The sequence below is a fragment of the Nocardia higoensis genome (assembly GCF_015477835.1).
GTDB classification, from domain to species: Bacteria; Actinomycetota; Actinomycetes; order Mycobacteriales; family Mycobacteriaceae; genus Nocardia; species Nocardia higoensis_A.
Window position 1 is genome coordinate 240,236 of sequence record NZ_JADLQN010000002.1, and the last position, 16,934, is coordinate 257,169.

A 16,934-nucleotide genomic window follows, 5' to 3' on the forward strand; every position below is an offset into this window, starting at 1 on the left:
CTGTGTGGACACCGTCATGCGCCCGGCCGTTCCGAGCCGACAACCCACATCGAGAAGTACTGCGAGCCACCACCGTACGCGTGACCGAGCGCCTTGCGGGCTCCGGCGACCTGGTAGTCGCCCGCCCGGTCCATGACCTGCTTGGCGGCCTCGGCGAAGCGGATGAGCCCGGAGGCGCCGATCGGGTTGGAGGAGAGCACGCCACCGGACGGGTTGACCGGGATGCGGCCACCGATCTCGGTCTCGCCCTTCTCGGTGAGCTTCCAGCCCTCACCCGGCGCGGCGAAGCCCAGGTTCTCCAGCCACATCGGCTCGAACCAGGAGAACGGCACGTAGATCTCCGCGGCGTCGATCTCCTCGAGCGGATCGGTGATGCCCGCGGCCTCCCACAGCGCGGCGGCGGCATCCCGGCCCGCCTGCGGGTTCACCTGGTCGCGGCCGGAGAAGGTGGTCGGTTCGGTGCGCATGGCGGTGCCGTGGATCCAGGCGACCTTGCGCCCCTGCGACTCGACCTTCTCGGCGGCTTCGGCATCGCCGATGACGACCGCGCACGCACCGTCGGAGGACGGGCACGTCTCGTCGAAACGAATGGGATCCCAGAGCATCTGGGATTCCAGCACCTTCTCCAGGGTGATGTCGGGCTGCTGCAGATGGGCGAGCGGGTTCTTGGCCCCGTTTCGGCGGTCCTTGACCGCGACCATCGCGCCGATGTGGCTGGGCGCGTTGGAGCGGCGGATGTAGGAGCGAACGTGCGGGGCGAAGTACCCGCCCGCGCCCGCGCCGACCGGCATGGTGAACGGCACCGGAATCGACAACGCCCACATGGCGTTCGACTCCGACTGCTTCTCCCACGCGATCGCCAGCACCCGCTTGTGCACACCGGCCTGCACCAGATTGGCCGCCACGATGCCGGTCGAGCCACCGACCGAACCGGCGGTGTGCACGCGCAGCAGCGGCTTGCCGGTCGCGCCGAGCGCGTCGGCGAGATAGAGCTCCGGCATCATGACGCCCTCGAACATGTCGGGGGCCTTGCCCACCACCACGGCGTCGATATCGGCGATGGTGAGGCCGGCGTCGGCGAGCGCGCGATCGATGGCTTCGCGGCACATGCCCGCCATCGACACATCGTGGCGCTTCGTCACGTGATGGGTCTGTCCGGTGCCGAGCACCGCGGCCGGGAAGCTCATCGGCTCGCCTCCGAATCCAGGACGGTCACAAGGTTCTGCTGCAGCACCGGGCCGCTGGTGGCGTGGGCGAGCGCGCGCCCGGCCGTGCCGGTCATGATCGCCGTGGCCGCGTGGCCGATGCGCTCGAGTCCGGCGGCGAACATGGGGTTCGCGGCCAGCGCGCCACCGGAGGGGTTGATCCTGGTCTCCGGTTTCAGACCCAGGGCTTCGGTGAGGATCAGCTGTTGGTGGCTGAAGGGGGCGTGCAGTTCGGCCAGGTCGAAGCCGCTCACATCACCGCCGGTCGCGGCCTGGGCTGCCGCGGCGGCCGAGGGGGAGACGGTGAGATCGCGCGCGCCGAGCACGGGTGAGTCGATGCGATGGGCCATCGCGGTGATCCAGGCGGGACGTTCGCGCAGCTCGCGGGCCCGGTCGCCGGTGGCGAGCACGATCGCGGCGGCGCCGTCGGTGATCGGCGCGACGTCGTGGGCGCGAAGCGGATCGGCGACATAGGGCGAGTCGAGCAGAGCGTCGAGGTCACCGGACTCGCCCGCGGCGACGGCGGCCATATCGCGTTCGCTCCAGCGGCCCGCGTCGATGCCCGCGCGGGCCTGCAGGCCGGCGATGGACAGCGCGTCCGGCCACAGCGGGGCGACCAGATACGGATCGAGCTGCATGGTCAGGATGCGGCGCAGGCTGCCCGCCGAGGACTTGCCGAAGCCGTAGACCAGCGCCGTGGACGCCTGGCCCGACTTCAACTTCACGAAAGCCTCGTAGAGCGCCCAGGCCGCGTCCATCTCCACGTGCGACTCGTTGATCGGCGGCACCGCGCCGATCGAGTCCACCGCGGAGATGAACGAGAAGGCGCGCCCGGCCAGGTAGTCCGAGGAGCCCGAGCACCAGAAGTCGATGTCGGACTTGGTGATTCCGAGTTCGGAGTAGAGCTGCTGGAAGCAGGGCACCAGCATCTCGACACCGTTGGTGGTGCCGAAGGTCTCCGGCACGTGCGGCGCATGGGCGAAACCCACGACCGCGATGTCGGTGGAGTTGTCGGTCAACGTGCTCGCCTCTCAGAGATGGTGCTTGTAGGTCTCGTAGTCGGCATCGGGTTCACCGGTGGGCTCGAAGTGGTCCACGTTCTCGAGCCCGTGGCCCCACTGCTCGCGCGGTTTCCAGACCGCCTTCACCCGCATGCCCATCCGGACCTCGCTCGCCTCGCAGCCCAGCACCAGGTGCAGTATCGGGATGTCGGCGCCGTCGAGCAGCACGTAGGCCGCCACATAGGGCGGCTTGATGCGCTGACCGAGGAAGGGCACGTTGACGATGCAGAAGGTGGTGACCGTGCCGTGGTCGGACAACTCGATGTAGTCCTCGGTGGGCAGGCCGGAGGTCGGGTTGGCGCCGCGCGGCGGGAAGTACACCTTGCCGCCCGCGTCGGTGCGCGCGCCGATCAGCTTGCCCTCGGCCAGTCCGCGCAGATACACCGTCTCCTGAGGGGAGGCGGTGTGCTTGTAGGACAGGTCGACCGGCGTGGTGATCATGGTGACCGGCTCGGCGTCGCCCTCGGACGTGGTCGGCGCCGTGGCCGTTTCGGAGCCCTCGCCCGGCTCGAAGCAGACGATGTCCTTGATGTCGCCGGTGGTCTCCGCCGCCCACCGCGCCCGCACCCGCAGACCGGTGTGGATCTGCTCGGGGGAGTCGACGTCGACGGCGTGCAGCAGGGCGGAATCGGCGCCGTCGAGGGTGATCAGCGCCCAGGCGAAAGGCCGGTCGAAGGGCTGACCGGGTTGCGGTTCGCGCACCCAGGTCCAGGTGGAGACGGTGCCGGTGTCGGCGACGTCGACGAAGTCGGTGAGCGGGAGATTGCTCACGGGGTCGTATTCCGGCGGCGGGACGAGCACCCGGCCGTCGCTGCCGCGGGCCCCGACGACCTTGCGGGCGCGCAGTCCGGTGAGGAACGCGCCGATGGTCGGTCCGACCGAGCGGGTGTAGTCGAAGCGCATCCGCAGGGGCGCGCTCAGCACATCGGGTCCCGTGCTGGTGGCGGTGTCCAATTCCGGCCCTTTCTCGGCGGTGACAATGGTGGTGAGGGCGCGGCGTCGATCCGGGTGGGGCGCTGCGACGCCGCCGGACGCGCTATTCCCCTCGGTCACGCTTTCGAGTAGAACAGGTTCTTATTCTGGTGGCAAGCAGAAGTGCGTTGAAAGGGTCGACCATGAAGTTCGGACTGCAACTCGGATATTGGATGGCGCAGCCGCCCGCCAACGCGGGGGAGTTGGTGGTCGCCGCCGAGGCGGCCGGGTTCGACGCGGTCTTCGCGGCCGAATCCTGGGGCTCGGACGCCTTCGGGCCGCTCACGTGGTGGGGCTCGCGCACCGAGCGGGTCCGGCTGGGCACCTCGGTGGTGCAGATGTCGGCGCGCACCCCGGCGGCCACCGCCATGCACGCGCTGACCCTGGACCATCTCAGCGGTGGCCGCGCGGTGCTCGGGCTGGGCGTGTCCGGCCCGCAGGTGGTGGAGGGCTGGTACGGCCAGCCGTTCGCCAAGCCGTTGCAGCGCACCCGGGAGTATGTCGAGATCATCCGCAAGGTGCTGGCCCGCGAGGCGCCGGTGACCAACGACGGACCGCACTACCCGCTGCCCTACACGGGCCCCGGCGCGACCGGCCTCGGCAAGCCGCTCAAGCCGATCGTGCACCCGCTACGTGCGGATCTGCCGATCTGGCTGGGCTCGGAGGGGCCGAAGAATGTGGCGCTGACCGCCGAGATCGCCGACGGCTGGCTGGCGATCTACTTCGCCCCGCGACTGGCCGAGATGTACCACTCCTGGTTGGACGAGGGCTTCGCCCGGCCGGGCGCGCGCCGCTCCCGCGAGGATTTCGAGATCGCCGCCAGCTGTCAGGTGGTGATCACCGACGATCCGGCCGCCGAACTCGAGCGGATGCGCTGGATCATGGCGCTCTACATCGGCGGCATGGGCGCTCCGGAGATGAATTTCCACGCCCAGGTCTACCGGCGGATGGGCTACGACCGCGAGGTCGACGAGATCGGCGCGCTGTTCCAGGCCGGACGCAAGGCCGAGGCCGCCGCCGCGGTCCCCGACGAGCTGATCCTGGACACCGCGATCATCGGAAACGAGGCCCATGTGCGCGAGCAGCTGAAGATCTGGGAAGCGGCCGGCGTGACCATGATGTTGGTGTCGGCTCCCGACGTGGAACATCTTCGGAAGCTCGCACCCCTTGTCGATCAGTAGAACACGTTCTAAATTCGACAGGGTGACGACGCAGGAGTCAGAAATTCTCGGTCTTTGGAACATCGCTGCCGCCGAACCCGAGCGGATCGCGCTGGTCGATCCGTCGGGACGGGAGGTGACCTATCGCGAACTGGCCCAGCTGGCCAACCGCTACGCCGCCGGGCTGCACGAGCTGGGCCTGCGCACCGGTGACGTGCTGGTGAGCATGGTGCACAACTGTGCCGAGGCCATCGCGATCTACTTCGCGGCCTATCAGTCCGGTCTCTACATCGTGGCCGTGAACTGGCACCTGACCGGGCCGGAAGTCGCCTACATCCTGGGCGACAGCGAAGCCAAGGCGTTCTTCGCCAGCGATCGCTTCGCCGCCGCGGCGTCCGCGGCCGCCGACGAGGCGGGCCTGCCCGCGACGGCGCGCTTCGCGGTCGGCGAGATCGAAGGCTTCACCCCGCTGTCGGAACTGGGCAGCGACGACGCGGGCAGGCCGCAGGAGCGCACCACCGGTGCGCCGATGCTGTACACGTCGGGGACCACCGGACGTCCGAAGGGAGTGCGGCGCCCGCTCACGGGCGCCGATCCCGATGTGGTGTCGGCCGCGAACACCGCCTTCTTCGCTCTGTTCGGGCTCGAGCCCTACGACGATCACGTGCACATCTGCGGCTCCCCGCTCTACCACACCGCGGTGCTGAACTTCGCGACCATCTCGATCCAGTTGGGGCACAAGGTCGTTCTGATGGACAAGTGGGACGCCGAGGAGATGCTGCGGCTGATCGACAAGCATCGTGTCACCCACAGCCACATGGTGCCCACCCAGTTCCATCGCCTGCTCGCGCTGCCCGACGAGGTACGCGCGCGCTACGACGTGTCCTCGTTGCGCAGCATGGTGCACGGCGCGGCGCCGTGCCCGCAGGAGACCAAGCGCCGGATGCTCGAATGGTGGGGTCCGACGGTCACCGAGTACTACGCGGCCACCGAGGGCGGCGGTACCGTCATCAGCGGCGCCGAATGGCTGAACAAGCCGGGCTCGGTGGGCAAGTCGTGGCCGTACTCGGTGATCAAGGTGCTCAGCGAGGAGGACGGCTCGGAGCTGCCGCCCGGTGAGACCGGCCTGGTCTACATGAAGATGGGCGCCTCCAGCTTCGAGTACCACCACGACAAGGCCAAGACCGACGAGTCGCGCGTCGGCGACCTGTTCACCGTCGGCGACATCGGCTATCTCGACGAGGACGGCTACCTGTTCCTGTGCGACCGTCGCTCGGACCTGATCCTCTCCGGCGGCGTGAACATCTACCCGGCCGAGGTCGAGACCGTACTCATCACCCATCCGAAAGTCGCCGACGTCGCGGTCTTCGGCATTCCGCACGAGGATTGGGGCCAGGAGGTCAAGGCGGTCGTCCAGCCGGCCGAAGGCGTGACCGGCGACGACGAACTCACCGCCGAACTGCTCGCCTTCGCCGCCGAGCGCCTGGCCAAGTACAAGATGCCGCGCTCGATCGACTACCTCGACGAGCTGCCGCGCGATCCGAACGGCAAGCTCTACAAGCGCAAGCTGCGCGAGCGCTACGTCCCGGCGAGCTGATATCGCGCGCCGACCGAGGCACTGTGCACGACCCGCGAGCCCAGGACCGACCGTTCCTGCTGCTCGTCGGGTCGTGCGCCGGCTCTGTGTCCGGACGTCGGTGAGCTGGGACGCCGGTGAGTTGGGACGCCGGTGAGCTAGGAGGCAGCCTGCTCGGCCCGCTCGGTGGCGGTTTCCTCGCGTAGTTCCATCGGCAGGCCGAACAGCGGGAACAGCCGCTCGGTGTCGAGGAAGAAGTTCAGTCCGCTGATCGCGCCGCCGGACAGTTCGAGCACCGTGATCGACCAGGGGGCGAAGACTCCCGGCGTCTCGGTCGGCTTGTAGTGACCGAAGGCGGGCAGCCCGTTGGCCCCGTCCAACCGGATCATCCGCGAACCCTCGCAGGCGCTGCCCGTGCCGCGCATGAACTCGGCGACGTTCTCCGGCCCGCTGATCCATAGCTCGATCGGCGGCATGGACAGCGCCACATCGGCTTTCAGCAGCGCGGTCAGCGCCTCCATGTCGTAGGCCTCGAACGCGGTGACGAAATCGTCGACGAGCCTGCGCTGTTGGTCGTCGGTTTCGTCGTACTCGTCGTTGTCGGCCGGGCGCACCTTCGCCATGGTGGCGCGCGCTCGTTGCAGGGCGCTGTTGACCGAGGCGGGGGACAGCGTCAGCGCCTCGGCGGTCTCGCTCGCCGAGAAGCGAAGTACCTCGCGCATGATCAGAATGGCCCGCTGGGTGGCGGGCAGGTGCTGACAGGCCGCCACGAACGCCAGCCGTAAAGAGTCTTTGGTGGTGGCGTGCTCGGCCGGGTCGGCGCCGAAGGCCAGCGCGTTGGGTATCGGCTCCACCCACACGTAGTCCGGTTGCGGGGCGGGCAGTGGCGAATCCGGCCGGGACGGCCCGGACAGGTCCATCGGCCTGGCGCGGCGTTGTGGCCCGTCGAGCATGTCCAGGCAGACATTGGTCGTGATCTTGTAGAGCCAGGACCGCAGGCTGGCGCGGCCCTGGAACGAGCCGTAGGACTTCCATGCCCGGGTGAAGGTCTCCTGCACCGCGTCCTCGGCCTCGAAGGAGGATCCGAGCATACGGTACGCGTAGGCGCACAGTTCCCGCCGGTGGGATTCGAACGAGGCCAGCACGTTCGCGTCGGCCGTGGCGGTGGTCGAGCCTGACGTTTCGGTCATGGCGATCACGATGCCACAGCCCACCGACAGGAAACAGGGTACGAAACCGGCACGGCCGGAGCGATGAATCCGCCCGTGGGGCTCCGTCTGCACTGATGACACCGACACCGTGTGCGAGAGGAAAACACCATGAGCAGCAAGATGATCTTCGTCAATCTCCCGGTCGGCGATCTGTCCCGCGCCAAGGACTTCTACCAGAGGCTGGGCTGGAAGTTGAACGAGGACTTCACCGACGACAACGCGGCCTGCATCGTGGTCGACGACAACATCTGCCTGATGTTGCTGACCAGGGAGTACTTCCAGACCTTCACCCGCCGCCCGGTCGCCGAGACCACCGCGGCGACCGGCGCGGCCTACGCCCTGTCGCTCGGCAGCGCGGCGGAGGTCGACGCGCTGACCGAGGCGGCCTTGGCGGCGGGCGGGACCGAGGAGATCAACGAGGACAAGCGCGCCCAAGAGGCCGAGGTGGGCATGCACGGGCGCACGTTCCTCGACCCGGACGGCCACCAGTGGGAGCCGTTCTGGATGGACTACCCCGGCGCGGAGTGACCGGGACGGCCACACCGGGGTCGGGCACCCGAGGTGCGGGTGCCCGGAAAGGTCAGTGCCCGGTGAAAGTGGCCTTGCGCTTCTCGGCGAAAGCCCTCGGGCCTTCCTTGGCGTCGGCCGAGGCGAAGACCTCGGCGCCGAACTTCGCCTCGATCTTGAAAGCCTCCTCCTCGTGCAGGCCCTCGGTGTCCCGGATGGTGCGCAGGATGGCCTGCACCGCGAGCGGGCCGTTGGCCGCGATCTGATCGGCCAGTTCCAGTGCCTTGTCGAGCGCGGTGCCGTCGGGGACCACATGGCCGATCAGGCCGATCTCCTTGGCCTCGGCCGCGGGGAGGTGGCGGCCGGTGAGCAGGATCTCCGCGGCGATGGTGTACGGGATCTGCCGGACCAGTCGTACCGCCGAGCCGCCGAGCGGGAACAGCCCCCAGCGCGCTTCCGACACACCGAATTTCGCGCTCTCGCCGGCCACCCGGATGTCGGTGCCCTGCAGGATCTCGGTGCCGCCCGCGATGGCGGGGCCCTCGACGGCCGCGATGAGCGGCTTGGTGAGCCTGCGGCCCTTGAGCAGTGCGTCGAAGCGCGTGAGATCCCAGCCGCCGCCCTTGAACGAATCGCCCGGCGGCCGGGAGTTCATGGCCTTGAGATCCATCCCCGCGCAGAACGCGCCGCCCGCGCCGGTCAGGATCGCCACGCGGATCTCCGGATCGCTGTCGACCTGATCCCAGGCATCGCGCATGATCGCCATCATCTCCGCCGACAGCGCGTTGCGCGCCTCGGGGCGGTTCATCGTGACGATCAGGACGTGACCGCGCTTCTCGACGAGGCAGTGGCTCGTGTCCGGGTGGGAAGTTCCCGCTTCTGGGGCCATGACTTCTGTTCTCCTGACTGCTCGAGTCTTGTCAGAAACAGTAACACGTTCTATTTTGGGGGTTGTGAGCTACAACATAGCGGACCTCGTCGAACATGCCGTCGACCTCATGCCCGACCGCGTCGCGCTGGTCGACGACGCCCGTGAGGTGACTTACGCACAGCTGGAGGAGCGAGCCAACAAACTGGCCCACCACCTGCTCGAGCAGGGCGTGAAGCCCGGCGACAAGGTGGGTATCTACTCGCGTAACACCGTTGAGGCCGTCGAGGCCATGGTCGCGGTGTTCAAGGCGCGCGCGGTGATGATCAACGTCAACTACCGTTACGTCGAGAACGAGTTGCAGTACATCTTCGACAACTCGGACATGGTGGCGCTGATCCACGAGCGGCGCTACAGCGACAAGGTGGCCGCCGTGCGCGCCAATACGCCGAAACTGGGCACCGTCGTCGTCGTCGACGACGATACGACCGGCACCATCGCGACCGCAGCCGATTCGGTCGAATACGAAGCGGCGCTGGCGCAGTCCTCCGGGGAGCGGGATTTCGGCGAACGCTCGCCCGACGACCTCTACATGCTCTACACCGGCGGCACCACAGGCATGCCCAAGGGCGTCATGTGGCGGCAGGAAGACGTCTGGCGCGTGCTCGGCGGCGGCATCAACTTCATGACCGGCGCGGTCGTGGGCGACGAGTGGGATCTGGCCAAGGAAGGGCAGACCAACGGCGCGCTGACCCGGTACCCGATCCCGCCGATGATCCACGGCGGTTCGCAGTGGGCGACCTTCCAGAGCCTGTTCGGCGGCGGCAAGGTCGTCATGCTGCCGGAGTTCAGCGGGCACGGGGTGTGGCAGGCCATCGAACGGCACGCGGTGAATGTCCTGTTCATCACCGGCGACGCCATGGGACGGCCGATGCTGGACGCGCTGCTGGAGGGCAACCCGGAGACCGGTAAGCCCTACGAGCCGTCGAGTCTGTACGCGATCGCCAGCAGCGCGGCGCTGTTCTCCCCGAGCATCAAGGAGAAGTACCTCGATCTGCTGCCCAACCGGGTCATCACCGACTCGATCGGCTCCTCGGAGACCGGCTTCGCCGGCATCAGCATGGCCGCCAAGGGGGCCGGGAACAGCGGCGGTCCTCGGGTGAAGATCGACGCCTCCACCGAGGTGCTCGACGAGCAGGGCAATCCGGTGGTCCCCGGCTCCGGGCAGATCGGTGTGCTGGCGCGCAAGGGCCACATCCCGCTCGGCTACTACAAGGACGAGGCCAAGACAGCGGCGACGTTCAAAGAGTTCAACGGGATCCGCTACTCGATCCCGGGCGACTTCGCGCGCGTGGAGGAGGACGGCACCGTCACCATGCTCGGGCGTGGTTCGGTGAGCATCAACTCCGGCGGCGAGAAGATCTTCCCGGAAGAGGTCGAGGGCGCGCTCAAGGCGCATCCGGACATCTTCGACGCGCTGGTCGTCGGAGTCGAGGACGAGCGCTGGGGGCAGCGGGTCTGCGCGGTGGTGCAGTGTCGCGGCGAGAACCGCCCGAGCATCGAGGAGCTGCGTCCGGTGCTCACCCAGGAGATCGCCTCCTACAAGCATCCGCGTAGCCTGTGGTTCGTCGACGAGATCAAGCGCTCGCCCGCGGGCAAGCCGGATTACCGCTGGGCCAAGGAACAGACCGAGGCGCGTCCGGCCGACGCGCACGCGGAGGCGGGCGCCAAGCAACCGGCACAGCAGTAGGGCCGAAGGGTCGAGGGGCCGCCGCGTCACGACGCGGCGGCTTTTTCGCGCCCGGCGGCGGACAGGAGTGAGATGAATATTCCGCCCGCGTTCTTCGAGCGCACCGACCGTGGTTTCGAGCCGCTGCCCGCCGCGGTCGGCGCGTGGTCGCCCGACATGGTCAACGGGCCCGCGATCTGCGGTCTGCTCGCCGGTGAGCTCGACTCGGCGCACCGGCCGGAAGGTTTCGTGCCGGCGCGGCTCACCGTCGACCTGTTCCGCGCGACGCTGCGCAAGCCGCTCGAGGTCACCACCGTGGAGGTCCGCCGCGGGTCGCGCATCGCCGTGGCCGACGCTCAGCTGCTCCAGGAAGGCCGTGCGGTGGCCAGGGCCACCGCGGTGTTCCTCCGCCCCTCCGAACAGCCGCCGGGCGAGGTCTGGACCCGTGGTGAGATCCCCGCGCCGCCGCCCGCCGAGCTGAGCGGCGGGCCGGTGTCGTATCTGTGGAACAGCGGCGAGGACCCCGCCGGCTGGTCACGCCGCCTGGGCGGACACCAGAACGACCAGCGCAAGCGCACCTGGCAGCGGCCGTTCCCGGTGATCCTCGGCGAGGAGCCGAATGTGCTCGCCACCGTGGCCACCGTCGGCGAATCGACCAGCATGCTGACCAACTGGGGCGCACAGGGCGTCGGCTTCATCAACGGCGACCTCACCCTGGTGCTGAGCAGGCTGCCACGCGGCGGCGCGATCGGCGTGCAGGCCGAGAACCACTTCAGCGCCGACGGGATCGCGGTCGGCAATGCCACGCTGTTCGACGAGGACGGGCCGTTCGGCGCGGGCGTGACCACGGCGGTGGCCAATCCCGCCGCCCAGGTGGACTTCTCGCGACGCTAGGTAGACGGGCCGCGCGACGACTTCGGACGACGAAGCCGCCCAGGCGACGCTTGTCGCCGGGCGGCTTCGCCGTGCACGAGCCCGCTCAGGCGGGGTCGGCCAAGAGCGCGCCGAGGGCGCGCAGGTGGTCGGTGGCTCCGCCGAGGGCGAATTCGTTGTGCTTGGCGGCGGTGAAGTAGTTGTGCACGATGTGGTCGCGGTCGATGCCGACGCCACCGTGGATGTGGACGACGGTGTGGGCGACGCGGTGGCCCGCGTCGGCGGCCCAGAACTTGGCGGTGTGCACGGCCTCGGCGGCAGGCAGTTCCTCGGCCAGCCGCCACGCGGCCTGGGTGACGGCCAGGCGCAGGCCCTGGACGTCGATATAGGCGTCGGCAAGGCGCTGGGCGACGGCCTGGAAGCTTCCGATGGCCTTGCCGAACTGCTCGCGTTCCCTGGCGTAGCCCGCGACGAGGTCCAGCGCGCGCTCCAAGGTGCCGAGCTGTTGGGCGCTCAGCCCGAACCAGGCGCGGGTCAGCAGCCAGTCCAGGACGGTCGCGCCGTTCTCCGGCGCGCCCTCCGGGCCGATCAGCTCGGCGGGGGCATCGGTGAATTCGACGATGGACTCGGCGCCGAGATCGACGACCTGCTGGGGCGTGATCCGCACGCCTTCGGCCGCCGGATCGACCAGGAACACGGCGGGCGAGCCCGCCACCTGGGCGGAGACGAGCAGGCGCGCCGCGCGGTCGGCGTAGGGAACGGTGATCTTGGTGCCGGTCAGCCGCCAGCCGTCCGCGCTCTCGGTCGCGGCGGTGGCGGGCGCTTCGGGGCGGTAGTTGAACTCTTCGATCAGCGCGGCGCTGAGGACGGCCGAGCCGGTGCCCGCGCGGCGCGCCCATTCCCGCTGCTGGTCGGAACCGAAGCGCGCCAGCGTGCCCGCGCCGACGACCACCGACCACAGGTAGGGCACGGCGGCCACCACTTTGCCGAGTTCGCGCAGCACCGCGTACTGCTCGAGCGCACCGAGCCCGTTGCCGCCGACGTCTTCGGGCACCGTCGCGGACAGGATGCCGGTCTCGGCGAGCGCGGCCCACAGCGGTTCGTCGAAGCGCCCTGCGCCTGTCCGGCTCGCGGTGGTGTCGAGTTCGCGCAGCCGGTCGGCGGTCACCAGCTTGGCGCACACCTCGCCGGTCAGTGCGGCGAGATCGAGCTGGCCCTCGGTGGGCGTGAAATCCATGGTGTGTCTACCTTTCCGGTTCCGCGTGGGCCGATCAGCGGGCCGAGGCGGGCTGACGCAGGGCGGTCATGGCGATGATGTCGCGCTGCACTTCGTTGGTGCCACCGCCGAAGGTCAGGATGAGTGCGGCGCGGTGCAGGCGTTCGAGCCTGCCGCGCAGTTGCGCGCCCGCCGAGTCCTGGCGCAGGTAGGCCTGCGGGCCGAGTACCTCCATCAGCAGCCGGTAGGCCTCGGTCGCCAGTTCGGTGCCGTACACCTTGCAGGTCGAGGCATCCCACGGGCGCGGCGCGGCGTCGCCGCCCGCGTCGGCGCGGCTGGCGATCTCCCAGTTCAGCAGCTTCAGGTACTCGACCTTGGCGTGCACCTCGGCCAGCTTCACCCGCACCCATTCCTGGTCGATCACCCGGGAGCCGTCGGCGGTCTTCGTCTCGCGCGCCCATTGCAGGGTCTGCGCCAGACCGGTCATCAGCGAGCCCGCGGAGGTGAGCGCCACGCGCTCGTGGTTGAGCTGGTTGGTGACCAGAGCCCAGCCGCCGTTCTCCGGGCCCACCCGCGAGCTGACCGGCACCCGCACGTCCTGGTAATAGGTGGCGCTGGTGTCGGGGCCCGCCATGGTGTGCACCGGAGTCCAGGAGAAGCCCTCGGCGTCGGCGGGCACGATGAGCATGCTGATGCCCTTGTGCTTCTTGGCATCGGGATCGGTGCGCACCGCCAGCCAGATGTAGTCGGCGTAGGCGATCAGGCTGGTCCACATCTTCTGGCCGTTGATCACGTAGTCGTCGCCGTCGCGGACCGCGGTGGTGCGCAGCGAGGCCAGATCGGTGCCCGCGCCGGGCTCGGAGTAGCCGATGGAGAAGTGCAGTTCCCCCGCGGCGATCTTGGGCAGGAAGAACTTCTTCTGTTCCTCGGTGCCGTAGTGCATGATCGTCGGCGCCACCGAATTGATGGTCAGGAACGGCACCGGGGCGCCTGCGATGGCCGCCTCGTCGGTGAAGATCAGCTGGTCCATGGTGGGGCGGTCCTGACCGCCGAATTCCTTCGGCCAGCCGAGCGCGAGCCAGCCGTCGCGGCCCATGTCACGCACGACCTCCCGGTACACGTCGCCTTCGCCATACTCGCCGGTGGTGGAGCTCAGCGCCGCACGCCGCTCGGGGGTGAGCAGTTCGGCGAAGTAGTCGCGCAGCTGGGCGCGGAGCTCCTCTTGCTGCGGCGTGTACGCGATGCGCATGGCGAGACCTCATGTCGTGACGGCGGGTGTCAGCGGGTGTTCTGGGCGATACCGATGTTGTCCCGATGATTGCATATCGACTGAAACATGTTCCAGTATTGCCGGTGAATACCGTCGATGCGCGCGCGAGTGCCCGCATCGGCTTGTAGTCTGGCGTCCGAGTCGGGTGTAAAGGAGTTCTCATGAAGGTCAGCGTCGATCTCGACCAGTGCGAGGCCAACGGAATCTGCGTCGGATTCGCCCCCGACGTGTTCGAACTCGACGACGACGACCAGCTGCACATCCTCGTCGACGATGTGCCCGCCGATCGCCGCGCCGCGGTGGAGGATGCGGTGGCGCAGTGCCCGAAGGCCGCGCTGAAGCTGCTCTGACCGATGCTTGTCACCGGTAGGAACACGTTCTAGAGTCGGCCCGTGAGCGAAACGAATCTGAGCTTGGCGGGCCGGGTGGCCCTGGTGACCGGTGCGGGTGCGGGACTCGGCAAGGCGGAGGCGCTCGCGCTGGCCCGCGCGGGCGCCTCGGTGGTGATCAACGACCTGGCGGAGAATGAAGCGGTCGCCGAAACCCTCGCCGAGATCAGGGACTGCGGCGCGAAGGTGGAATTCGTCGCGGGCAGCATCGCCGAGCGCGCCACCGCCGACGCGCTGATCGACACCGCCGTACAGTCCTTCGGCGGTGTGGACATCGTGGTCAACAATGCGGGCATCACCCGCGACCGGATGCTGTTCAACATGTCCGACGAGGAATTCGACGCGGTGATCGCGGTGCATCTGCGCGGTCATTTCCTGCTGACCCGCAATGCGGCCGCGTATTGGCGCGACAAATCCAAGCAGGCCGGAGCTCCGGTATACGGCCGGCTGATCAATACCTCCTCCGAGGCGGGATTGCTCGGCCCGGAAGGTCAGGCGAACTACGGCGCGGCCAAGGCGGGCATCACCGCGTTGACCCTGTCGGCCGCGCGGGTGCTCGCGCGCTACGGCGTGCGGGCCAACGCGATCGCCCCGCGGGCCAGGACCGCGATGACCGCGGCGGTGTTCAGCGACGCGCCCGAGGGCGCTGTCGATCCGCTCTCGCCCGATCATGTGGCGAACCTGGTCGCGTACCTGGCCTCGCCCGCGGCGGAATCGGTGAACGGGCAGCTGTTCGTCGTCTACGGGCCGATGGTCGCGCTGATGGCGGCACCCGTGGTCGAGCAGCGCTTCGATGCTGCTGGAGATGCCTGGGGCGCAACCGAATTGGCGTCCACGCTGGGTGGCTACTTCGCCGAGCGTCCCGCCGATCGCACCTTCTCGGCGTCGTCGCTGAAGGATCTGGGGTAGCTCCTCGCGCCCGGTGTCGCGACGGTGGGACCGGGTTTCGGGTCCACCGCGCGGAAGCTACCGGCGACGCGGCTCAACTGATCAAGTGTCCATTTGTTGATCACCGGTCCGCGTCTTGGTAGACATGTGTGTCCCCATGTGTGCTCGGGCTCACACCGGATCGACGAAACACGGAGTACATGGTGCTGATACGTGTTGCAAATTTTGCGGACTGACATTCGACAAAATGCAGGTCAATTGTGGGTAAAAACTCACAATTCAGATGTGAACGTGTTCTAATCATGACGGCGAAGCGGCCACGGCGATCGGTCGTGTCCCGTCGCCGTAAGTGCTGAGTGAGCTAGGAGGATCGCGGATGAACGAGGTCCTTGCCGTTCCGCTTCGCGCCGTCGGAGGGTTCTTCGAACTCTGCGCCGATGTCGCCCGAGCGAGTTTCCGCAGGCCCTTCCAAGCGCGTGAGTTCATCGATCAGTCCTGGTTCATCGCGCGCGTATCCATCGTGCCGACCCTGCTGGTCGCGATCCCGTTCACCGTTCTGGTGAGCTTCACGCTGAATATCCTGCTCCGCGAGATCGGCGCCGCCGACCTCAGCGGCGCGGGCGCCGCTTTCGGTGCGGTGACGCAGGTCGGCCCGATCGTCACGGTGCTCATCGTGGCAGGCGCGGGCGCCACGGCCATCTGCGCCGATCTCGGCGCGCGAACCATCCGCGAGGAGATCGACGCCATGCGGGTACTGGGCATCGACCCGGTACAGCGCCTGGTCGTGCCGCGCGTACTCGCCTCGATGTTCGTCGCACTCATGCTCAACGGCCTGGTGTGCACCATCGGCATCGTCGGCGGTTTTCTTTTCTCGGTGTACCTGCAGGACGTGAATCCGGGCGCCTTCGTCAACGGCATCACCCTGCTGACCAATCTGCCCGAGCTGATCATCTCCGAGGTGAAGGCCGGGCTGTTCGGGCTGATCGCCGGGTTGGTGGCCTGTTATCTCGGCCTGAACGTCAAAGGTGGTCCCAAGAGTGTCGGTGATGCGGTGAACCAGACCGTCGTCTTCGCCTTCATGGCCCTGTTCGTGGTGAACGTGGTGGTCACCGCGGTCGGCATCAAGTTCTCGGCGCGGTGACGCGATGTCGTTCGTGATCGCTTCCCGTTTCCCCAAGGCGGTGCGACGGGTGCGCCGGCTCTCCGATTCGCTGGATACAGCCGGCAAGCACGCGGTGTTCTACGCCAGGGCACTGGCCTCCATCCCCCGCGCGCTGGTGCACTACCGCACCGAGACCATCCGGCTCATCGCCGAGATCTCGATGGGCACCGGCGCGCTGGCGGTGATCGGCGGCACGGTGGTGATCGTCGGCTTCCTGACGCTGTTCTCCGGCGGCACCATCGCCGTGCAGGGCTACAGCTCGCTGGGCAATATCGGCGTCGAGGCGCTGACCGGCTTCTTCTCGGCCTTCCTGAACGTGCGCATCGCCGCCCCGGTGATCTCCGGTATCGGTCTGGCGGCCACTATCGGCGCCGGATCCACCGCGCAGCTGGGCGCGATGCGGGTCTCCGAGGAGATCGACGCGCTCGAGGTGATGGCGATCCGCCCGGTGCCGTATCTCATCGGCACCAGGGTGCTGGCCGGGATGATCGCGATCGTGCCGCTGTACGCGCTGGCGGTGATCGCCTCGTTCTTCGCGGCGCGCTTCGCCACGGTCGTCATCTACGGCCAGTCGGCCGGCGTCTACGACCATTACTTCTCGACCTTCCTCATCCCCAGCGACATCCTGTGGTCTTTCGCGCAGGCGATCCTGATGGCGTTGGCGGTCATGATGATTCACACCTATTACGGATATTTCGCCGCGGGCGGCCCGGTCGGGGTCGGCGTCGCGGTCGGCAATGCGGTGCGCGCCTCACTGGTCGCGGTGGTCACGGTGACGCTGTTGATGTCGCTGGCCATCTACGGCACCTCCGGCAACTTCCACCTCTCCGGGTAGACGGGCTCAGGA

At 68.3% G+C, this 16,934-nt stretch carries 16 protein-coding genes; 9 read left to right on the forward strand and 7 right to left on the reverse strand.

Going from position 1 to position 16,934, the window contains the following annotated elements:
* Positions 1 to 14: 14 nt before the first annotated feature.
* The 3 genes from IU449_RS15275 to IU449_RS15285 are packed head-to-tail and all read right to left on the reverse strand — an operon-like array spanning position 15 to position 3,169.
* Complete coding sequence (locus tag IU449_RS15275) at positions 15 to 1,187, reverse strand: thiolase domain-containing protein (RefSeq protein ID WP_195002772.1); 1,173 nt, start codon at positions 1,185 to 1,187, stop codon at positions 15 to 17.
* On the reverse strand, positions 1,184 to 2,224 hold the full coding sequence (locus tag IU449_RS15280) for a thiolase domain-containing protein (protein ID WP_195002773.1): 1,041 nt from the start codon (positions 2,222 to 2,224) through the stop codon (positions 1,184 to 1,186). The genes IU449_RS15275 and IU449_RS15280 overlap by 4 nt, the downstream gene beginning before the upstream one ends.
* Before the next feature lie 12 nt (positions 2,225 to 2,236).
* On the reverse strand, positions 2,237 to 3,169 hold the full coding sequence (locus IU449_RS15285; protein ID WP_195003219.1) for a Zn-ribbon domain-containing OB-fold protein: 933 nt from the start codon (positions 3,167 to 3,169) through the stop codon (positions 2,237 to 2,239).
* Positions 3,170 to 3,381: 212 nt separating this feature from the next.
* On the opposite strand from IU449_RS15285, the gene IU449_RS15290 reads away from it, so the two are divergent.
* Both IU449_RS15290 and IU449_RS15295 read left to right on the forward strand, forming a co-directional pair.
* On the forward strand, positions 3,382 to 4,419 hold the full coding sequence (locus tag IU449_RS15290; RefSeq protein ID WP_195002774.1) for an LLM class F420-dependent oxidoreductase: 1,038 nt from the start codon (positions 3,382 to 3,384) through the stop codon (positions 4,417 to 4,419).
* A gap of 22 nt (positions 4,420 to 4,441) precedes the next feature.
* Positions 4,442 to 5,995 (forward strand): acyl-CoA synthetase, encoded by a 1,554-nt coding sequence (locus IU449_RS15295; RefSeq protein WP_195002775.1) that lies wholly within the window; start codon positions 4,442 to 4,444, stop codon positions 5,993 to 5,995.
* A gap of 137 nt (positions 5,996 to 6,132) precedes the next feature.
* Here the strand turns inward: IU449_RS15295 and IU449_RS15300 are convergent, their stop codons facing one another.
* A complete protein-coding gene (locus IU449_RS15300) occupies positions 6,133 to 7,164 on the reverse strand; it encodes a sigma-70 family RNA polymerase sigma factor (protein WP_195002776.1) in 1,032 nt (343 codons plus the stop codon).
* Positions 7,165 to 7,293: 129 nt separating this feature from the next.
* On the opposite strand from IU449_RS15300, the gene IU449_RS15305 reads away from it, so the two are divergent.
* A complete protein-coding gene (locus IU449_RS15305; protein WP_195002777.1) occupies positions 7,294 to 7,713 on the forward strand; it encodes a VOC family protein in 420 nt (139 codons plus the stop codon).
* A 52-nt stretch (positions 7,714 to 7,765) separates the two neighbouring features.
* Here IU449_RS15305 and IU449_RS15310 read toward each other — a convergent pair whose 3' ends face one another.
* Positions 7,766 to 8,581 carry a crotonase/enoyl-CoA hydratase family protein gene (locus IU449_RS15310; RefSeq protein ID WP_195002778.1) on the reverse strand — a complete coding sequence of 272 codons (816 nt, stop codon included), beginning with the start codon at positions 8,579 to 8,581 and terminating at the stop codon, positions 7,766 to 7,768.
* 64 nt (positions 8,582 to 8,645) lie between these two features.
* Here IU449_RS15310 and IU449_RS15315 point away from each other — a divergent pair, with 64 nt between their 5' ends.
* Together IU449_RS15315 and IU449_RS15320 are read left to right on the forward strand one after the other, a co-directional pair.
* Positions 8,646 to 10,310, forward strand: a complete 1,665-nt coding sequence (locus IU449_RS15315) for an acyl-CoA synthetase (RefSeq protein WP_195002779.1) — start codon at positions 8,646 to 8,648, stop codon at positions 10,308 to 10,310.
* Positions 10,311 to 10,382: 72 nt separating this feature from the next.
* Positions 10,383 to 11,183, forward strand: coding sequence for an acyl-CoA thioesterase domain-containing protein (locus tag IU449_RS15320; RefSeq protein ID WP_195002780.1), 801 nt, complete (start codon positions 10,383 to 10,385; stop codon positions 11,181 to 11,183).
* An 85-nt stretch (positions 11,184 to 11,268) separates the two neighbouring features.
* Here IU449_RS15320 and IU449_RS15325 read toward each other — a convergent pair whose 3' ends face one another.
* The gene (locus IU449_RS15325) at positions 11,269 to 12,399 is read right to left on the reverse strand and encodes an acyl-CoA dehydrogenase family protein (protein WP_195002781.1); all 1,131 of its coding nucleotides are present in this window, start codon (positions 12,397 to 12,399) and stop codon (positions 11,269 to 11,271) included.
* Positions 12,400 to 12,433: 34 nt separating this feature from the next.
* Positions 12,434 to 13,627: an acyl-CoA dehydrogenase family protein gene (locus IU449_RS15330; protein WP_195002782.1), complete on the reverse strand. Its 1,194-nt coding sequence runs from the start codon at positions 13,625 to 13,627 to the stop codon at positions 12,434 to 12,436.
* 182 nt (positions 13,628 to 13,809) lie between these two features.
* Between IU449_RS15330 and IU449_RS15335 the strand changes: the two genes are divergently transcribed.
* The 4 genes from IU449_RS15335 (at position 13,810) to IU449_RS15350 (ending at position 16,922) form a co-directional block, all read left to right on the forward strand.
* Positions 13,810 to 13,998 carry a ferredoxin gene (locus IU449_RS15335; protein ID WP_195002783.1) on the forward strand — a complete coding sequence of 63 codons (189 nt, stop codon included), beginning with the start codon at positions 13,810 to 13,812 and terminating at the stop codon, positions 13,996 to 13,998.
* Positions 13,999 to 14,040: 42 nt separating this feature from the next.
* Complete coding sequence (locus IU449_RS15340) at positions 14,041 to 14,946, forward strand: 3-oxoacyl-ACP reductase (protein WP_195002784.1); 906 nt, start codon at positions 14,041 to 14,043, stop codon at positions 14,944 to 14,946.
* A 355-nt stretch (positions 14,947 to 15,301) separates the two neighbouring features.
* Entirely contained in the window at positions 15,302 to 16,066 is a 765-nt protein-coding gene (locus IU449_RS15345; RefSeq protein WP_195002785.1) for an MlaE family ABC transporter permease, read from the forward strand.
* A 4-nt stretch (positions 16,067 to 16,070) separates the two neighbouring features.
* Positions 16,071 to 16,922 carry an MlaE family ABC transporter permease gene (locus IU449_RS15350; protein WP_195002786.1) on the forward strand — a complete coding sequence of 284 codons (852 nt, stop codon included), beginning with the start codon at positions 16,071 to 16,073 and terminating at the stop codon, positions 16,920 to 16,922.
* The last annotated feature ends 12 nt before the right edge of the window (positions 16,923 to 16,934 follow it).